This is a genomic window from Planococcus citreus, assembly GCF_003664125.1.
Lineage (GTDB): Bacteria > Bacillota > Bacilli > Bacillales_A > Planococcaceae > Planococcus > Planococcus citreus.
On the sequence record NZ_RCCP01000001.1, the window covers coordinates 432,413 to 450,589 of the forward strand.

General features: G+C 49.2%; 20 protein-coding genes and 1 tRNA gene. 8 read left to right on the forward strand and 13 right to left on the reverse strand.

Annotated elements, in window-relative coordinates:
- The 4 genes from DFR62_RS02270 to DFR62_RS02285 all read right to left on the reverse strand — a co-directional run bounded on the left by DFR62_RS02270 (position 1) and on the right by DFR62_RS02285 (position 4,447).
- Entirely contained in the window at positions 1-1,371 is a 1,371-nt protein-coding gene (locus DFR62_RS02270; protein WP_121297841.1) for a sensor histidine kinase, read from the reverse strand.
- A complete protein-coding gene (locus DFR62_RS02275; RefSeq protein WP_121297842.1) occupies positions 1,355-2,050 on the reverse strand; it encodes a response regulator transcription factor in 696 nt (231 codons plus the stop codon). Before DFR62_RS02275 ends, DFR62_RS02270 begins: the two co-directional genes overlap by 17 nt.
- A 67-nt stretch (positions 2,051-2,117) precedes the next feature.
- Positions 2,118-3,506, reverse strand: coding sequence for an aldehyde dehydrogenase (locus DFR62_RS02280; protein ID WP_121297843.1), 1,389 nt, complete (start codon positions 3,504-3,506; stop codon positions 2,118-2,120).
- Positions 3,507-3,526: 20 nt separating this feature from the next.
- On the reverse strand, positions 3,527-4,447 hold the full coding sequence (locus tag DFR62_RS02285) for a Gfo/Idh/MocA family protein (RefSeq protein ID WP_121297844.1): 921 nt from the start codon (positions 4,445-4,447) through the stop codon (positions 3,527-3,529).
- Positions 4,448-4,545: 98 nt separating this feature from the next.
- On the opposite strand from DFR62_RS02285, the gene DFR62_RS17325 reads away from it, so the two are divergent.
- The 4 genes from DFR62_RS17325 (at position 4,546) to DFR62_RS02300 (ending at position 6,237) form a co-directional block, all read left to right on the forward strand.
- Positions 4,546-4,683 (forward strand): hypothetical protein, encoded by a 138-nt coding sequence (locus DFR62_RS17325; RefSeq protein WP_167456511.1) that lies wholly within the window; start codon positions 4,546-4,548, stop codon positions 4,681-4,683.
- 141 nt (positions 4,684-4,824) lie between these two features.
- Positions 4,825-5,544, forward strand: coding sequence for a thermonuclease family protein (locus DFR62_RS02290; RefSeq protein ID WP_121297845.1), 720 nt, complete (start codon positions 4,825-4,827; stop codon positions 5,542-5,544).
- Positions 5,545-5,560: 16 nt separating this feature from the next.
- The gene (locus tag DFR62_RS02295; protein WP_121297846.1) at positions 5,561-6,067 is read left to right on the forward strand and encodes a 2'-5' RNA ligase family protein; all 507 of its coding nucleotides are present in this window, start codon (positions 5,561-5,563) and stop codon (positions 6,065-6,067) included.
- 97 nt (positions 6,068-6,164) lie between these two features.
- A tRNA-Val gene (locus DFR62_RS02300) sits at positions 6,165-6,237 on the forward strand.
- Positions 6,238-6,352: 115 nt separating this feature from the next.
- Here DFR62_RS02300 and DFR62_RS02305 read toward each other — a convergent pair.
- From DFR62_RS02305 to DFR62_RS02320, 4 genes are all read right to left on the reverse strand, one after another.
- A complete protein-coding gene (locus DFR62_RS02305; RefSeq protein ID WP_121297847.1) occupies positions 6,353-8,386 on the reverse strand; it encodes a TRAP transporter permease in 2,034 nt (677 codons plus the stop codon).
- Positions 8,379-8,900 carry a DUF1850 domain-containing protein gene (locus DFR62_RS02310; RefSeq protein ID WP_121297848.1) on the reverse strand — a complete coding sequence of 174 codons (522 nt, stop codon included), beginning with the start codon at positions 8,898-8,900 and terminating at the stop codon, positions 8,379-8,381. The genes DFR62_RS02305 and DFR62_RS02310 overlap by 8 nt, the downstream gene beginning before the upstream one ends.
- Before the next feature lie 76 nt (positions 8,901-8,976).
- Positions 8,977-9,954 carry a TAXI family TRAP transporter solute-binding subunit gene (locus DFR62_RS02315; protein WP_121297849.1) on the reverse strand — a complete coding sequence of 326 codons (978 nt, stop codon included), beginning with the start codon at positions 9,952-9,954 and terminating at the stop codon, positions 8,977-8,979.
- 129 nt (positions 9,955-10,083) lie between these two features.
- Complete coding sequence (locus tag DFR62_RS02320) at positions 10,084-10,668, reverse strand: phosphatidylglycerophosphatase A family protein (protein WP_121297850.1); 585 nt, start codon at positions 10,666-10,668, stop codon at positions 10,084-10,086.
- 106 nt (positions 10,669-10,774) lie between these two features.
- Here DFR62_RS02320 and DFR62_RS02325 point away from each other — a divergent pair, with 106 nt between their 5' ends.
- From DFR62_RS02325 to DFR62_RS02335, 3 genes are all read left to right on the forward strand, one after another.
- Positions 10,775-11,497, forward strand: coding sequence for an alpha/beta hydrolase (locus DFR62_RS02325; protein WP_121297851.1), 723 nt, complete (start codon positions 10,775-10,777; stop codon positions 11,495-11,497).
- 76 nt (positions 11,498-11,573) lie between these two features.
- The gene (locus DFR62_RS02330) at positions 11,574-12,092 is read left to right on the forward strand and encodes a YjcG family protein (protein ID WP_058383411.1); all 519 of its coding nucleotides are present in this window, start codon (positions 11,574-11,576) and stop codon (positions 12,090-12,092) included.
- Positions 12,093-12,521: a GNAT family N-acetyltransferase gene (locus DFR62_RS02335; protein ID WP_058383410.1), complete on the forward strand. Its 429-nt coding sequence runs from the start codon at positions 12,093-12,095 to the stop codon at positions 12,519-12,521. It begins immediately after the preceding gene.
- A gap of 43 nt (positions 12,522-12,564) precedes the next feature.
- Here DFR62_RS02335 and fabI read toward each other — a convergent pair whose 3' ends face one another.
- Together fabI and mgtE are read right to left on the reverse strand one after the other, a co-directional pair.
- Positions 12,565-13,335 carry an enoyl-ACP reductase FabI gene (gene fabI, locus DFR62_RS02340; protein WP_058383409.1) on the reverse strand — a complete coding sequence of 257 codons (771 nt, stop codon included), beginning with the start codon at positions 13,333-13,335 and terminating at the stop codon, positions 12,565-12,567.
- 104 nt (positions 13,336-13,439) lie between these two features.
- Positions 13,440-14,810, reverse strand: coding sequence for a magnesium transporter (gene mgtE / locus DFR62_RS02345; protein WP_121297852.1), 1,371 nt, complete (start codon positions 14,808-14,810; stop codon positions 13,440-13,442).
- A gap of 87 nt (positions 14,811-14,897) precedes the next feature.
- Between mgtE and prpE the strand changes: the two genes are divergently transcribed.
- Positions 14,898-15,635 carry a bis(5'-nucleosyl)-tetraphosphatase PrpE gene (prpE, locus tag DFR62_RS02350; protein ID WP_121297853.1) on the forward strand — a complete coding sequence of 246 codons (738 nt, stop codon included), beginning with the start codon at positions 14,898-14,900 and terminating at the stop codon, positions 15,633-15,635.
- Here prpE and DFR62_RS02355 read toward each other — a convergent pair.
- From DFR62_RS02355 to yjbM, 3 genes are read right to left on the reverse strand one after another with little or no spacing between them, the layout of a single operon-like run.
- Positions 15,632-16,507 (reverse strand): RluA family pseudouridine synthase, encoded by an 876-nt coding sequence (locus tag DFR62_RS02355; protein WP_121297854.1) that lies wholly within the window; start codon positions 16,505-16,507, stop codon positions 15,632-15,634. The genes prpE and DFR62_RS02355 overlap by 4 nt on opposite strands.
- Positions 16,508-16,511: 4 nt before the next feature.
- Entirely contained in the window at positions 16,512-17,321 is an 810-nt protein-coding gene (locus tag DFR62_RS02360; protein ID WP_121297855.1) for an NAD kinase, read from the reverse strand.
- A complete protein-coding gene (yjbM, locus tag DFR62_RS02365) occupies positions 17,318-17,995 on the reverse strand; it encodes a GTP diphosphokinase (RefSeq protein ID WP_058383404.1) in 678 nt (225 codons plus the stop codon). The genes DFR62_RS02360 and yjbM overlap by 4 nt, the downstream gene beginning before the upstream one ends.
- Positions 17,996-18,177: the final 182 nt, after the last annotated feature.

Here is an 18,177-nt window from a genome sequence, read left to right on the forward strand (position 1 = left end):
TCATCCCTCCTGTCCTGATTGTAACTCTCCAACATTAAAATTCTCTGAGAAAACGATTGTTACCGTTGTCCCCAATTGTTCAATGCTGTCGATCTCGAGACGAAGATGAAGAGAATCAGCCAATTCTTTGGCGAGCGAAAGGCCAAGCCCAAATCCGCCAGTCTCGCGGCTTCTCGCCTTGTCGACGCGGTAAAAGCGTTCAAACACATGAGGCAACGATTCTTTCGGGATGCCGACGCCGTAATCACGGATTTTGATGTATACCGCACCGTCTGTCCCCGCCTCCAGATCAATGCTGTCTTCACTATATTTGCGGGCATTGTCGAGCAAGATATAGAGCAATTGCTTGAGTTGTTGGACATCAGTTTCGACAATCAGCGGCTGTTCGGACTGCAGGCGGAACTCCCTGTCATAGGATGCGTTCATTGCTGTCATGACTTGTCTCAGCACCGGTTCCAGATCCGTTTTTTGCCAATCCATTTGGGCTTGGCTGCGCCTCGCGATATGCAATAATTGTTCAATCAGCTGGCGCATGCGCTCTGTTTCTGCACGTATCGCAGTCAAGGCTTCATCCTGCAGTGCCGGGTCCTGTGCACCCCTGCGCTGCAATAAATCAGCATAGCTAGAAATGACCGTCAGCGGCGTTTTCAATTCATGGGAGGCATTTGAAACAAACTCTTCCTGCTTGCGGTAGTTTTCTTCCAATAAACCGATCATTTCATTGAAGGTGACACCCATTTGGCTCAATTCATCCCGCGATTCTCCCGCGACAGGCAGCTTCTCGAAAGAGCCGTCGCGCTGGATGCGCCGCATCGTCCCGGTAAGCCCTTCGATCGGGCGGGTCAACACGCGCCCTAGTAATGCACTCGAGAGAAAAATCGGGATCATCGAGAGCAGCGTGACGGAGATGAGCACTAAACGCAAAGTCGCGAGGTTTGCTGTCACTTCCCTGAGCGACTGGGCAACGATCAATTCCACCACTTCACCGCCAGGCCAGATCACAGGAGCCGTAACGTAGGCAAATTGTTCTCCTTCAACAGCCATATGTCCGGATGTGTCTGCGACATCATTTGGAAATTCTACACTGACGGATGGATCCTGGATAATTGTATTCAGCAAGCCGCTGCTTCGGTTTTTCTCTTTGATCAAGCCGTCCACCGGCACATAGGCACGCAAGATATTATCCGGTGTTTCTTCGCTACTGTTGGCATTGAATGTCGCGACCATCACTCCCACTTCAGCTTCTAGCCGTTCGACTTCCGTTTCATAAGCCAGGTTGCTGAAGGAATAGTAAATGACAACTGCCAGGATCAGCAGCACGAAGAACATCAACAAAGTCGAGGACAAGTGGATTTTATGCTTGAGCTTCATGAGGCTGCTCCTTCAAGACATACCCGACGCCCCGCACGGTCTGCAAGTAAGTGGCATCTTCCCCGAAGTCGATCTTTTTGCGCAAATAACGGATATAGACATCGATGACATTCGTGTCGCCGTAATAATCATAGCCCCATACTGCATTCAACAATTGTTCACGGCCCAGCACTTGCTTCGGATGGCGCATGAGATACAATAGCAGATCGAATTCACGAGGGGTCAATTCGATCTGCCGCCCCGCTCTTACGACTTCCCGTGTGCTTTCGTTAAGCGTGAGCTCTTCAAAACGGTGCAAATTTTCATCCACTGGATTTTTCACCCTTAAGTTGGCGCGGATTCTGGCAAGCAGCTCCTCGATTTCAAATGGTTTAGTCACGTAGTCATTGGCACCAAGGTCAAGCCCAGCCACTTTGTCTTTGACATCATTTTTGGCGGTCAGCAAAATGACCGGCAACTTGGCATCAGATGCACGGATCCGTTTCAGGACATCAAGCCCATGGATTTCCGGCAGCATCAAATCGAGCAGCACCAGATCCCATTCCTGTTCCCTGAAATGAATCAGGGCTTCGGAACCGGTCAAAGCGACCGCGGTCTCATAACCTTCGAATTTCAGTTCCAGCTCCAGGACGCGGGCGATACTTTTTTCATCTTCCACAATCAATATGCGTTCCGTCATCTGCGCACCCCCATTTTTCTTAATCATAGCAGGTTCAAAAAGAAAAAAGCGACCTAAAGGCCGCTTTCTACTTCAATACTGTCCGGATCCATTTCGCCCGGTTTTTATAAGGGGGATACGTCAAATTGGTCGACAATTTTGTGGACTTCTTGACGATCGATTTGGCGTGTGTAAAGGTTTCAAAACTTGCTTTGCCGTGATAGGAGTTCATGCCGGATGGCCCGACACCACCGAACGGCAAGTAATGGCTGCCGACGTGCGAGACGGTATCGTTGATGCACCCTCCGCCGAATGGCAATTGGTCCAGGAAGAACCGGATAGCCCGGTCATTCTCGGAAAACAGATAGGCAGCAAGCGGCTTCGGTAAACGCCGGATGTCCCGCAGCAATTGCGGCAAATCGTTATAGGTGATGACTGGCAAGACCGGCCCGAACAATTCATCTTCCATCGATGGGCTGTCCCATTGTATGCCATCGAGCAAGGTCGGTTCGATGTACCGATCGGCACGGTCAGTGTCACCGCCGTAAACGATATGGTCACGTTCTTTTTCGATGATGTCAGTCAGCCTATCATGATGTTTTTCGTTGACAATGCGTCCGTAGTCGGGGCTGTCCTGTGCATTGTCTCCATAAAACTTGCGGATCGTCTGGATAAAGATCTTCATAAAGTCTTCTTTCACCGACTCATGGACACAAAGATAATCCGGCGCCACGCAAGTTTGTCCGGTATTCATGAATTTGCCCCAGGCGATACGTTTTGCCGCAAGCTCCAGGTTCGCCGTCTGGTCGACGATTGCTGGGCTTTTGCCGCCGAGCTCCAAAGTAATCGGGGTAAGCCGTTCGGATGCCGCTTTCATGACCACTTTCCCGACCGGCACGCTGCCGGTGAAGAAAATATAATCAAAGGAAGCATGGATCAGAGCCGTCACTTCCTCGCGCTCCCCTTCGACCACTCTCACGTAATGCGGCTGGAAGCTCTCCTCCAACACTGTGCGGATGACGCGTGCGACGTTCGGTGTCGCTTCAGATGGTTTGACGATGGCGCAATTGCCTGATGCCAAGGCACCGATGAGCGGTTCCATGACTAATTGGAACGGGTAATTGAACGGACCGATAACCAGCACCGAGCCATAGGGTTCACGGATGATAAAACTTTTTGCCGGTTGCAAATGGATCGGCGTTTTAACTTGCTCAGGCTTCATCCAATCTTCAAGATGCTTTGTCATATGGCCGATGCTATCGAGTACAAAGCCCACTTCCGTGGCATATCCTTCAAACTCGCTTTTTCCAAGGTCCAATTGCAACGCTTCGATAATATCGCCTTCATGAGCTTGAATCGCAGACTTTAGGCGCTGCAGCTGCGCAATGCGGAAATCCGCCGACTTGGTCACGCCTGTAAAATAATAGCCGCGTTGATCGGCTATCATATCTTCTACATCATTGGCTGTAAAATTCACTATTAAAAACCTCCTGTGGGTCATTGCAATAATTGGTCAATATAACGCTGGACAACCAGTCCTTCGTCAAAGCCGACGAGGAACGTTGATTGCTCTTTCATTTCATCGAATAGGGAATGCACTGTTTTTTCCGTTTGCACTTCTACACGTGTTTTCCCCCGCTCTTCGAGGTACAAACGCGACCAATTTTCAAGCGTCAGCACCCCCTCTTCGCCGTACACTTTAAATTGCAGCAACTCGTTCTGCCCTGCCCCGCTCATGCCGGACAACAGAAACGGTGAACCTTGCTGCGTCTTGCCGTAGGCGATGACCCCGGTTTCGCATTTTTCGGTGTCTTCCGGAAAATCCACTTGGTGGGCGGCAATCTCCAATGTGCCGAACAAGCGATGCATTAATTGCAAGTAATGAGGAAAGACTTCCCGCACAAATCCTCCCTGGTCTCTCGTGGCAATCCATGGGTTTTGCTGCCACGCACGCGGCCATTCAGGAAATACGGTATGCAACTCAATGCGGCGGACTTTTCCGATGTCTCCGCTTTTGATGCGCACTGCCATATCGCGGACGATCGGCGAATACATCAACGGAAAATGCATGGCGGTGTGGATTCGGTTATTCGTCGCGGACTCCGCCATGGCCTGCGCTGCCTGTTCGTCATGGGCAAGCGGCTTTTCGCATAATACATGCAGGCCCCTTCTTGCTGCAGTTTCTGCAAGCTCTGCATGGCTGTTTGGGGGCGTGCCGATGTACACCCAATCAATATCAGCCTGAAACAGTTCGTCCAAGGAATTGGTGACGGCTACATCGTATTGTTCTTTAATATAGTTTAGACGATTCCTGTCCGTGTCATAAACCGCTTCGACCTGCGCGGCATCGTCTTGTAAAATTTGCTTAATGATGCGCTCCCCGACAATGCCGGCACCAATAATTCCAATCGCTATCAAAACCATCGCCCCTTTTTGAGTTTCATTGTTTATAAGTGTAACCTTCCGGGGTATAGAATAGTCAAACAATTACATTCGGAAAACTAGGAGGAATCATCATGAATGAACAGAAAAACTGGTGGGAGCCGATCTTTACGGGAACATTGGAAATGGGCGTCGACAAAGAAAGACTCGAAACAATCAACGAGGACAGCCTTTTATACTTTGAGGATGCAGCAAACACTTTAGAGCAATAAAGATGTTCAACTATTTCGCAAGTACATAGCAGCGCTTGATCCGGCCTCATGCGGAGCAAGCGCTTTTTTATGGAATCCGGAAGTTTTATTGTCGGCTGCAGTTGTTTTCGCTATAATTCGAGATAGAAAGCAGGGGTTGCCATGAAATCATTCATCTTATTATTGATCAGCCTGCTGTTGTTGTCTGGATGCAATCTACTTGGAGCTACCGATACCGGAAGCTCCACTGACAGGACGGCTGTGGAAGTCACTGAGGTCATCGACGGGGACACGGTGAAAATCATCTATGACGGCAAAGAGACCACGGTCCGTTATTTGTTGGTCGACACGCCGGAAACGAATCACCCGAGGTTCGGCGAGCAGCCACTCGGCCCAGAAGCGACCGAGCGCAACCGCGAACTGATCGAACAGGCACAGCAAATCGAAATCGAATTCGATGTCGGCGACCGTTTCGACGACTATGACCGCCTGCTCGCGTATTTTTACGCTGATGGGGAAAGCGTACAGGAACAGTTACTTGAAGAAGGCTTCGCTCGCGTCGCCTATGTCTTCCCGCCGAACACTCGCTATGTCGATGAATTCCGTGCTGCCGAATCTGAAGCGAAAGATGCCGAAATCGGTATATGGGAATATGAAAATTATTCAACGGACCGCGGATTCAATGAGGATGCTTACCAGCAAACTGAAACTGACGCCCCGGATATCGATGGAGACTGCCGCATCAAAGGCAATATTAACCGGAGTGGCAATAAAATCTATCACTTGCCGGGCTCCCCTTCATATGAAGAAACCAATCCCGAACAATGGTTCTGCACAGAGCAGCAAGCAAAAGATGCTGGTTTCCGCAGTTCCGGCCAGTAACCAGAGGAGGAATACGATGCAATTGCTTGTCCTGCGCCTTGATTACCGCAGCTCTAAAATGATTGAAAGCCTTCAAAGACAGCTCCGCCAGCCGAATTCCAAACTGGCGTTGCAACTGCCGCATGTCCCGCTGCTGGCTTATGAAAATACCGACCCGCTTCATTTGAAGGCAGCACTGGAACCGATCGCAAAAAATATCGAGCCCCCTTCTTTTCATGCCAGTAATATCGGATTTTCTAAAGAAGGTGCCCGATTTTATCTGCAGGTCCTTCCGAATGAAACACTAAACGAACTTTACAGCTCGCTGAAATTGGCAGCACACGAATTTCCGAATGGCGCTAATGCACAGTGGCAGCCGCATATTCCACTCATCGACAATGTTCCCGCTCCATTTTGGGGCCCGTTGTTTGCCAGGTTGGCGCTGGAGTTCAATCCGCTAGAAGGGACAGGTGCTGCATTGGAATGCTGGTCTGTGATCGGCAACCGCACGACAATCGAATGGAGCTTGTTCTTGGAAAGCTAAACAATAATGCCGGTTTTAAAAAGCTGAAAGTTTTTTTACAAAAACTATTGTCTTTTTTCAAACTGGCATATATAATAATAAATGTCCTTGAGATTGCGATTCCTTAGCTCAGCTGGGAGAGCGCTACCTTGACAGGGTAGAGGTCGCTGGTTCGAGCCCAGTAGGAATCATCATATGCATGCTACGCGCTGCACAAACCACCAGCCGGTTTTCCGGCTGGTGGTTTTTTAATATTATTGTTGCAAACAAAAAAAGATGGAAGTCCGCGGGCTTCCATCTTTTTTTCTATGCAGTTTGAGCTTTACTTGTCTTTTTGTCTCTCGACATCCATTGAATTACGAACAAGACGATAAAGACAGCCGCCCCGATGAGATCTGTGAAACCTTCCGGATAGATCAAGGCGATCCCTGTGACGAACGTGATAATCCGCTCAAGCCAATTGAGCTTGCGGTACCAATAGCCGATCAAACCGGCCCCGATAGCGATCATACCAGTGATCGCGGTGATCAACACCCAGATCAATTGTGTCCAGGTGGTATCGATCATTAACAGTTCTGGAGACAAGACGAACATATACGGAATGATGAATGCCGCAATAGCAAGCTTCGCCGCATTGAACCCGGTCCGTATCGGCTCCCCGCCGGAAATCCCGGAAGCTGCGAACGCAGCAAGCGCGACCGGCGGTGTGATATCTGCAATGATTCCGAAATAGAAGACGAACAAATGCGCAGACAATGCAACGACGATCGGAACAGCTGCGCCAGCCGGCTCGTCGACCATCAGCAAAGTAATGATGGCAGGAGCGGCAATGGTGGACGTGATGACATAGTTAGCCGTTGTCGGCGATCCCATACCGAGCACGATTGCTGCAAGCATGGTGAAGAACAATGTCAAGAGGACGTTCCCGCCGGATGCGGAAACGAGCCCGTTTGCCAAGGACAAGCCCAAGCCGGTTTTTACGACCACCCCGACTATGATTCCTGCTGTTGCTGTCGCTGCTGCGACCGCAAGTGCAGTTCTCGCACCATCCACAAGTGCATGGATGATGTCTTTAAAGCCAAGGCGGGTTTCTTTATTGAAGGCACTGACGAAGATTGTCAGCAAAATCCCGTATAAAGCCGCTTGCATCGTCGGAATTCCGATTAACAAGAACACGATGATTGCAAGGATCGGCGTCAATAGGTAGATTTTTTTCAATACTTCTTTGCGATCGGGCATTTCTTCCGGCGACAGGCCTTTCAAGCCGATGCGTTTCGCTTCAAAATGCGTCATGATCCAAACGCCCGTGAAGTAAAGAAGCGCCGGGATGGCTGCCGCTTTGGCGATTTCCCAATAGGTGACACCGCCAATGAATTCGACCATCAGGAACGCTGCGGCCCCCATGATCGGTGGCATTAACTGACCGCCTGTCGAAGCCGCTGCCTCAACGCCGCCAGCAAATTCTTTCTTATATCCAAGCTTTTTCATCATCGGGATCGTGTAAGACCCGGATGTAACAACGTTTGCGACCGAACTCCCCGAAATAGTTCCTTGCAAGGCAGAGGAGAAAATCGCTACTTTTGCGGGCCCACCGGTCAAGTTACCTGCCAGCGACACAGCAAGGTCATTGAAATACTGGCCCACGCCTGTTTTGACCAGGAACGAACCAAATAAAAGGAACGTAAAGATGAATGTTGCAGAAACACCGATCGGGGTACCGAGAATCCCGTCCGTTGTATAAAACATCAATTGAATCAAAGATTCCAGGTCTTGACCGCGGTGGCGCATGAATCCCGGGAAATAAGGCCCGAAGAAACCATAAGTCAAAAACAGTATGCCAATGACTGTAATCGGCATCCCAACGGCCCGCCGTGTTGCTTCAAGCGTTAAAATGACCGCTAAGATCCCGACGATCAAATCCAGTTCCGTTACGCGGCCGATGCGGAAGACCAAATCATCGTACATAATCGGCCAATATGCACCGACTCCGATAGACAATAAGGCGAATATGTAATCGTACCAGGCCACTTTATGGCGCGCGCCTTTCCGGCGGCGCAGCGGGAATAGGATGAAAATGAGTGACAATGCGAATCCTAAGTGGACAGAACGCTGGATGTACGCTGTGTATTGGCCGAAGATGGCTGTATATAATTGAAACAGTGAAAAGGCCAAAAGCCCAAAAAACACAACATGTTTGATTATGCCTGACAAATCGCGTGTATTCGACTCAGGATCGTACTTCTGGAGAAGCTCTTTTTGCTGCTCCTCTGAAAAATGGCTTTCGTCTTCTGGCGGAAGCTTTTTCTTTTCTCTTTCTTCTGGCGATAATTTATCACTCATAGATGTTCACTCCTTCTAATTGCTGATAAATGGATAGGCGCTTGGCACGGAATGTGTAGATCTTGCCTCTTTCCAAACTCTTTTTCAAATCGAGTTCTTTCCCTGCGAACAGGAAAGCGAGTTCCGCGTCCACGTCCCCGACTAGCAACCGGAATTCGGGCAGCTTCCGCTTCATATCCTTAATAAAGTATTTCCCGTCTTTTTCGACAAAGCGCTCCCCTTCTCCTGCATTCGACGGCATGCCGATATTGAAATCTTCGTACTCAAGTTCCGTCATCACCAATTGCCCCTCATCATCAAGGCGGTAACTTTCGATCACATCCGATAGATGGATCGAATGCGTATAGCGGATCTTAAAGCGGTCTTCTATAACTGGAACACGCGCTGCAATCTCGTTTGTTTCCGAATCGATGAAGATGAAGTTTTTCTGATATGGGATGAAGAAAAGTGCGGAGCAGATAAGGATGAGGATGATTAATATAAGAAGGACTTTGAGAATTCTTTTATTCTGCAAGATGATCCCCCTAGCGACAAAAAATAAATAACGACGATAAAGCTTGCGCTTTATCGTCAGTTATTTTGACCAGTTCTTATTGGTTTACTTCATCGAAGTAACGCTGAGCGCCAGGATGGATATCAATCCCGATGCCATCTAGAGCTGTTTCCGCCTTGATGAATTCTGCTTTAGCGTGTTGGATTTGATCTGTGTTTTCATAAATCGCTTTTGTAATATCGTAGACTGTGTCTTCAGAGATATCGTTCTGCACAACAAGCATCGCAAGAACGGAAACCGTTGGAACGTCTTCAGTCAACCCGTAAGTGCCAGATGGGACGACATCTTCTGCATAGTACGGATATTTCTCGATCAATTCCGCTGCTTTTTCCGCTGCTACTGGGACAATATTGACATCTGATGTTGCACTCAAGCTTTCAACCGCGCCTGTTGGCGTTCCAGCTGTGATGAATGCTGCATCGATTTGTCCGGATTGCAAGCTTTCCTGCGACTCGCCAAAGTCCAAGTTCTGTGCGTCTACATCATCCATTGTCATGCCATGGATTTCAAGCAATTGCTCAGCGTTGATATACGTACCTGAACCAGGTGCACCGACGGATACCGATTTGCCTGCCAAGTCTTCAAACGCAGTGATGCCAGATCCTTCAGTCGTGACGATCTGGATTGTTTCTGGGTATAGAGCACCGATTGCAGAGACGCTGTCGATGACTTCCCCTTCGAACATGTTCGAACCTTCAGATGCGTAGAAAGCCGTGTCTGTCTGCACAAAAGCGATTTCGCCCGTGCCATCAGCAAGTGATGTCATATTGGCTGCAGATGCTTGGGACACTTCGGCAGTCGTATCGATGCCTGTCTCATTTTCGATGATCGTCGCCATCGCTCCACCAAGCGGGTAGTAAGTTCCCGTTGTTCCACCAGTCAATACACTGATGAATTCCGGCTCAGCTGCTCCGCCGCCTTCTCCTTCATTTGCTGCATCGTCTCCACAGCCTGCTAGGAATACGGATCCGGCCAAAGCGACAGTCGCGTAGAATCCAAACTTTTTGTTTAACATAAATCGGCCTCCCTTTATCTATAGTTTCTTTCATCCTTCATAATACCATGACTTTCTGTCCATCTGTCAATTTAATTTTTTCAAATGGAATCGGTTTCAAACCAAATTTCTGGCAATAAAACCCTTTTTTTATATTTCTGCTCCAGGCACATGAGTTTCCGGCGTCGTCTCTTCAGGAGTGAGGTCTTCGAAGCTTCTGCCTTCCTCTTCCAAATCGCGCGTGCGGTGTGCGATGCGGGCCGAGGCACACGCTGCGATGCTTGCTACAAGATCGTCGAGGAAGGTGTGGACATGCTCGCCGTATTTCGTATCGAGTTTATGGATGATGCCGGTCTTGTTTTTGTCCAAATGGCCAAACGTCGTCACGGCGATGCTGCCGTACGTGAGCACTGCTCCGAGGCCGATCATTTCATCGACTCCGAACAAGCCTTCATCCGAACCGACGATCTGCTGAAGCGGTTGGGATAACTTCCCTTGTTCAGCCAGTTCATCGAGTTCAATGCCAACCAACAGGGCATGCTGCATTTCCCGTTTGCGCAAGACGCTTTCGACCGACTCGACGCAATGGGCCAATGTCAATCCTTCATTAAAAGGCAATTGCATTTCCAACACGATTTTCGCGATATCTTCTTTCGTGACGCCTCTTCTTTCCAAAGCATCATGCGTCGCTTTATTCACTTCTTCTGAATGCACACGGAAATGTCCTCCATCCATGTTGCCATCCCCTCTCTCTATTTGGATTTGTCTTCCTGTCCATTATACCTTGCATAGTGGAATATGTTACAATTTTTGTACAATAGAATTAGAAGGAGGCAACATCATGAACAAAGGAAGCGTAGAAGATTTCACGCTTTATAGCGATGCTCTTGGGGAAGACATGCAGGTGCTCGTCCACTTGCCCGCAAATTATTCTCCCCTCTATAAATACAGCCTCGTCATTGCATCGGATGGCAAGGATTATTTCCAGCTTGGCCGTGTTCCACGGGTCGTCGACGAATTACTTGAAAACCAGGAGATCGAAAACATCATCTTCGTCGGCATTCCCTATAAAAGCGTAGAAGACCGCAACCGGAAATACGAACCGACCGGCGAACAGCATGGCGCATACTTGCGTTTCCTGGCCCATGAGCTGGCACCTTATCTAGACGAAAAATACCCGACCTACCAAGTGGGCATGGGCCGGACATTGATTGGCGATTCACTCGCAGCCACCGCTTCCTTGATGGCCGCACTTAAATACCCGAATATTTTCGGGCGCGTCATTCTCCAGTCGCCAAAAGTCGGGCCGGAAATGATGGAAGCCGTCGAGAAGTTTCCGATGAACAATTCATTCACGGTCTACCATGTCATCGGCTCGGAAGAAACCGAAGTCAAGTTGACCAACGGGGAAACCGCCGACTTTCTCACGCCGAACCGTGAGTTGAATGAGTTGATGAAAAATAAAGGGTTTTCGCTCTTTTACGAAGAATTCAAAGGAGACCATACATGGAAATACTGGCAGCCGGACCTGAAGAGGGCGCTGTTGATGAATTTCGGCATGTAGGCCTTAAGGAAACAAAGCGAACAATTTGATATAATTGAAGAGAAGATCATTTATTAGATGAGGAGGTCTATTGATTATGAAATATGGTATTGCAGCATTTCCATCAAAAAAACTACAAGACTTGGCGAATTCCTACCGGAAACGCTATGACCCGCATTACGAGTTGATCACGCCCCATATTACATTGAAAGGGCCTTTCGAAGCGGATGACTCTGAAGTCAAAGCAATGGCGGAGGAGCTCGGCAATATCGCCAAACGCCAAAAGCCTTTCCGCATCCATGCGACGCGCGTCAGCACGTTCACCCCGGTGACGAACGCTTTGTACTTCAAGATCGAGCCTTCAAAAGAGCTGATGGATCTTCACGAAGACCTCCACTCCGATTTTCTAGGCGGCATGCCGGATCATCCTTTTGTGCCCCACATCACCATTGCACAGAAACTTTCAGATTCGGAGCATGCTGATGTGTACGGCCAATTGAAAATGGCTGGCATCGACCACGAAGAGACGATCGACCGCGTCCACTTGCTCTACCAATTGGAAGATGGATCGTGGACTGTATACGACACATTCCGGTTGTCAGGAGATGAAGCTTAATTGCAGAAAGTGAAAATCGTTGAAACCGAACTCGAAAAAGAACAGGCTTTTGAAATCCGCCGGAAAGTTTTCGTCGATGAGCAAGGCGTCGCACTTCATGTGGAAATGGATGAACATGACGACAGCGCCACTCATTTTATCGGATATGAACTCGAACAGCCGATTGCCGCTGCCCGGATCCGCGAATACGAACAAGGCGTCGGCAAAGTCGAACGCGTTTGCGTATTGCCTGAATACCGTGGACATCATTTCGGCGCGGAGATGATGGAACAGCTCGAGGAATATGCCCGCTCGATCGGCTATTTCCGCTTGCAGCTCAACTCCCAAAGCCATGCCATCCCGTTTTACGAACGGCTTGGCTACGACGTGGTCTCTCCAGAATTCATGGACGCCGGCATTCCGCATCGCCAAATGGAAAAAACGCTATAATAAAAAACCCTTCCGGAATTCCGGAAGGGTTTTTTCATGAATATTATAATACGTGATAGCCGCTGTCGACGTGCAAGACTTCGCCAGTGATGCCGCGGGACATATTGCTAAACAGGAAGACGGCCGTGTCGCCGACTTCTTCCGGGGTGGTATTGCGGCGAAGCGGTGCTTTCTCTTCGATTTCACGTAAAATCGAGTTGAAGTCGCTGACGCCTTTGGAAGAAAGTGTACGAATCGGGCCGGATGAAATCGCATTGACGCGGATATCGTGCTTGCCAAGATCCGCTGCCAAATAACGGACAGACATTTCAAGCGATGCTTTGGCAACACCCATGACATTGTAGTTCGGCATGACGCGCTCTCCGCCGATGTATGTCAAGGCAACGATGCTACCGCCTTCTGTCATCAACGGTTTTGCGTATTTCGAAACGATTGTCAATGAGTACGAGCTGATGTTATGCGCGAGCAAAAAGCCGTCGCGGGAGGTATCGGAAAAGTCGCCTGACAATTCTTCGGTTTTCGCGAACGCGATGCAATGCGCAAGCCCGTCAATTTTCCCAGCGCTTTCTTTGATTGTGTTGAAGCATTTCTCCACATCTTCATCACTGGTCACATCACACGGCAAGATCTGCTCATGATTGCCATCGAGTGTCGCGACCAAATCACGCACCGACTTTTCAAAGCGCTCCCCTGCATATGTAAAGATCAAGTTTGCTCCAGCTGCGTCCAACGAACGCGCAATTCCCCATGCAATGCTGCGCTTATTGGCGACACCCATGATGACGTATGTTTTATCTTTTAATGAAATTGACATATATATACCTCCTAATATTATTACCTGGTACTAATATTACCCCATAAAAAAAGAAAGTGCAATTGCACTTTCTAGGATATTGCTTCATTTAGTCAGTTGACGGCTTATAAATTCGTCAGGAATGTCGTCGCCAAGCCCAAATAAATGAGGATGGAAATGATATCGTTCAAAGTCGTGATGAACGGCCCAGACGCTACGGCAGGGTCGATCTTCATCCGGTGGATCAATAACGGGATAAAAGAGCCGGCCAATGTCGCGACAAAAATCGAACTGGCGACCGCCGTGCCAACCAACATTCCAATCAGGAGTTCAGACTTCCAAAAATAAACCAGTCCCACGACCACGATGCCGCAAATGACGCCCGTGATCAAGCCTGTCCCCGCCTCGCGGAACAACAGCTTCATTTTACTTTCTTCTTCGATATCACCCGTGGCAATACCGCGGACAGCAACCGCCAGCGCCTGCGTGCCGCTATTCCCTGCCATTCCGGCAATCAAGGGAATAAACACGGCAAGCAGCGCCACCTGGTCGAGCGTCGCTTCGAACATGCCCATCAAATTCGCTGTCAGCATGCCAAGGAAGGTCAGCAGGATGAGCCACGGCAAGCGTTTTTTCGCTGCTGTCAGCGGTCCACGGTCAAAGGTATCCATATCGGATACGGCAGCCAATTTGGAGTAGTCATCAGACGCCTCTTCATCCAACACGTCGATGATGTCATCAACTGTGATGATGCCGAGCAGGTGGTCTTGGAAATCAACTACCGGCAATGCGAGAAAGTCATAGTCTTTGATCATGCGCGCGACTTCTTCCTGGTCTTCACTTACCTGGACACTGACGACACGATCGTTCATGATCGATTCGATCAAGGTGTCCTCATCCGCAACGATCAAATCACGCAAAGTCACGATGCCCGATAATTTTCGATCTTCATCGATAACAAAAACGTAATAGATCGTTTCGGCGTTCGGTGCGGCATTGCGCAGGATGTTCATCGCTGAACGCACCGTCGAGTTTTTCGGGATCGCGACAAATTCCGTCGTCATGATGGAGCCCGCCGTATACTCTTCGTAATGCAGCAAGTCTTTGATCTGCTGGGCAGATTCCTTGTCCATGATCGTCAAATAGCTGGCGACTTGGTCTTTGTTCAATTCATTGAGTACATCGACTGCATCATCGGTATACATATAAGACAGGATATCTGCAGCATAGCGAGCATCCATTTCCTTAAACAGGTCTTCGTATTCGTCATCGTCCACTTCAATGGCTTCAAAAATGTCCGCCATTTCTTTCGGAGAGAGATACTGATAGAGCAAATGCCTCGTTTCTTCGTCCGCTTTCTCATAAAAGCTTGCTTGGTCGTATGGATGGTGGGACAAAAATTCTTCTCGGAATGCTTCAACATCCCCTTTTTGCAATAATTCATGCATCAATTCTTCGTTCAGTTCCTCGTCACGGATCTTCGTTTCGTCCATCATGTATACTCCCTCCTTTCAATTGTTTCAGCTTTTTTCCCGATATGCGTTACACTGAAATCACCAGTTGGCAGTTAGGAGCTGAAGAATATGAAATATGATGTCATCGGTGATATCCACGGATGCTTCAATGAGTTGATCGAATTGATCGAACAACTCGGCTACCATTTCGAAAATGGCCTGCCTGTTCATCCCGAAGGCCGCCATCTCGCTTTTGTCGGTGACGCCATGGACCGCGGCCCGGAATCCCTCGCGGTGTTGCAATTATTATTCGCGATGCAAGATGCGGGCATCCTTTATTATTCCCCTGGCAATCATTGCAACAAACTCTATCGTTTTTTCAAGGGAAATCCCGTTGAGCTTTTACACGGCTTGGAAATGACCGTTGCCGAATGGCGCGGATTAGAAAAGCAACAACAGAAAAAGTTCAAGGATCGCTATCTCCAGTTTTATGAAGCTCTTCCCCTTTATCACCAGCTGCGGGATGAGTTGATTGTCGTCCATGCGGGCCTGCGAGAGGATATGATCGGTCAGGCATTGAACCGTCAAATGATCACATTCGCTCTATACGGCGAAATCACCGGCAGGTACCATTCCGATGGCCGTCCAGTGCGCGGCAATTGGGCGAAGCGCTATAAAGGCGAACCGTGGATCGTTTACGGCCATACTCCGGTCAGGAAGCCGCATTTCCAGAATAACACCGTCAATATCGATACAGGCTGCGTCTTCGGCGGAACCTTGACCGCACTGCGTTTTCCAGAAATGGAGATTTGCCAAGTGCCGTCAAAACAGGCTTACCAACCAGAACGCTTCCACCATTATAATTAAATCAGTATACGCATATCACCGGCAAGCGCAGATGTAAATGCCAGCCGCTCCCCGGAGACAGGATGATCGAGCTGCAATTCCGTACAATGCAGCGCTTGCCTGTCGATCAACTCGCGTCCGCCGCCGTATAAATCATCCCCCAGCAGCGGATGCCCGATATGGGATAAATGGACGCGGATCTGGTGTGTCCTGCCAGTATTCAATTTCAGCCGAACATGGCTGATGCCGCCGATTGACTGGATTAACTCTATCTCAGTCTCTGCAAATTTGCCGTCTTCCCTTACTTCACGTTCGATGATGCTGGTTCCTTTTCGGGCGATTGGGGCGGTGATTACCGATTTTCCAGCAGCCACTTCGCCGTGCACAAACGCTTCATAGCGCCGGTTCATCCGCTTTTCCTGTTGCTGTACGGAGAGCAGATGATGGATATGGCGGTTTTTGGCGATGCATACTAGCCCCGATGTGTCTTTATCAAGGCGGGTCGCAATATGCAATGTAGACGGGATTGCATGACGTTCGAAATGCCCGGCGACAATATTCGCCAAACTGCCGAACGGCTGTTCACGTGACGGGATAGTGTTTTGCCTTGGCGGCTTTTCGACAATTAAAAGTGCGTCGTCTTCATAAACGATGGCAAGCGGCCCGTTTTCTGCGGTCAAGCCTTTGCCCTGTGTCTCTATCGGAAAAATAACGGTCACGGCATCCCCAACTTCGAGCGGATGCCTGACCGTCACTTCCGAACCGTTGACCAGCAAATGGCCTCCGCTATACTTCACAGAAGCCAAGGTCCTTTTGGAAATCCCATAATTTTGCAGCGCTTCCCGTAACAGGCCGCGCTTTTTTGCAGTGAATTCAACTTGAAATGCTTTCATATTTTCAATCCTCCGACAGTTCGCTGTCGATGAATGAGTCATGGACGCGGCGCCAAAACGGGAATGCACGGAAACGGGCGAAGCGTACTTTTTCTTTCGCCACCCGATACTCGATCGATTCGACATCTTTATGCAGCAATTGAAGATGGTCGATCGTCACCATGAAATCCGGCGCCTTCACCGGAAGTAAAGTGCAGCGGTGATGGGACGGCAACACAAGCGGTGACCCGACAGTCCGGAACACCCGGTTGTTGATTGAAGCCATCTCGGTCAATTGCATCGCCGGCAAAGACGGATGGATGATCGCCCCGCCGAGCGCTTTATTATACGCCGTGCTTCCTGAAGGAGTCGACATGCACAAGCCGTCTCCGCGGAACCGTTCAAAATGGCTGTCGTTCAGGAAGACATCCATCACAAGCGTGACGTCCGGGGATTTCACGGTCGATTCGTTCAAAGCCAAATAAGTGGAAGATTCCTGGTCACTTCGGTAATGCACCGTCACTTCCAATAAAGGATATTCAATGACTTCAAATTCCTTTTTCGCGATTGCCAAGACGAGCTTCTCGATCTCGATCGGCTTCCAGTCCGCATAAAACCCTAAGTGGCCTGTATGGATTCCAACAAATGCGACAGCATCCAAACGGTCGCTGTACTTATGGAATGCATGGAGCAAAGTACCGTCCCCGCCGATCGATAAGACGATCTGCGGGGATTCCTCGTTCCATTCCATGCCGAAATCCTCTAGATATTCACGGGCCTCTTTCATCAATCGATTGGACAGATCATCACTTCTCGATATGATATAAAATTTCATGTATCCTTTCGACCTCCTTCCGCATCCGCCGGAAATCGTGTTCCCGGAGATTCTTTGTATTCGCTGAAATATGCTTGCGCTTCCTGGATTTCATCCCTGATCTGCGTCATTTCCTCGTCGAGCTGGAATGCCGCTTCCGCCGCACGCTGCAGCCGGAGTTTGATCTCCTCAGGGAAGACGCCTTTATACTTATAATTCAAGGAATGCTCAATCGACGCCCAGAAATTCATCGCCAAGGTGCGGATCTGGATTTCCGCTAGGATCAGCTGCTCGCCGTCGATGGTTTGTACCGGATACTCGACGATGACATGATACGAACGATAGCCGCTTTGCTTTTCATGCGAAATATAATCCTTTTCTTCAACGATGCGCAAATCGTTGCGCTGGCGCAACAGCTCCACGACGGTTTCGATATCTCCAACGAATTGGCACATCATCCGCAACCCGGCGATGTCCTGCAAATTGCGGGCCAATTCTTCCGACGGTTCAAATAATAGCCCTTTTTCCAAGGTCTTGTCATAAATGCTCGCCAGCGGCTTGACGCGCCCGGTAACGAACTCAATCGGTGAATTCGTGTTATTCGTTTCAAATTGCTTGCGCATGCCTTTAAATTTCACTTTCATCTCGTCGACCGCCTGTTTATACGGCGCCAAAAAACGATTCCATTGCCCCATGTCTGGCCCTCCTCACTGCTTTGCCCATTTCACTATCCATTAAGCCCAGCACAGGGCTGATTCTTCATACCGTTATTTTACCACAGCAATGCTCTGCGTTGCAGATTGCACCCAACTATCCGATAATGAATTAACGGCTATTCCAAGAGCAATCGGCGTGAGCATGAAATTCCCGCTCCTCG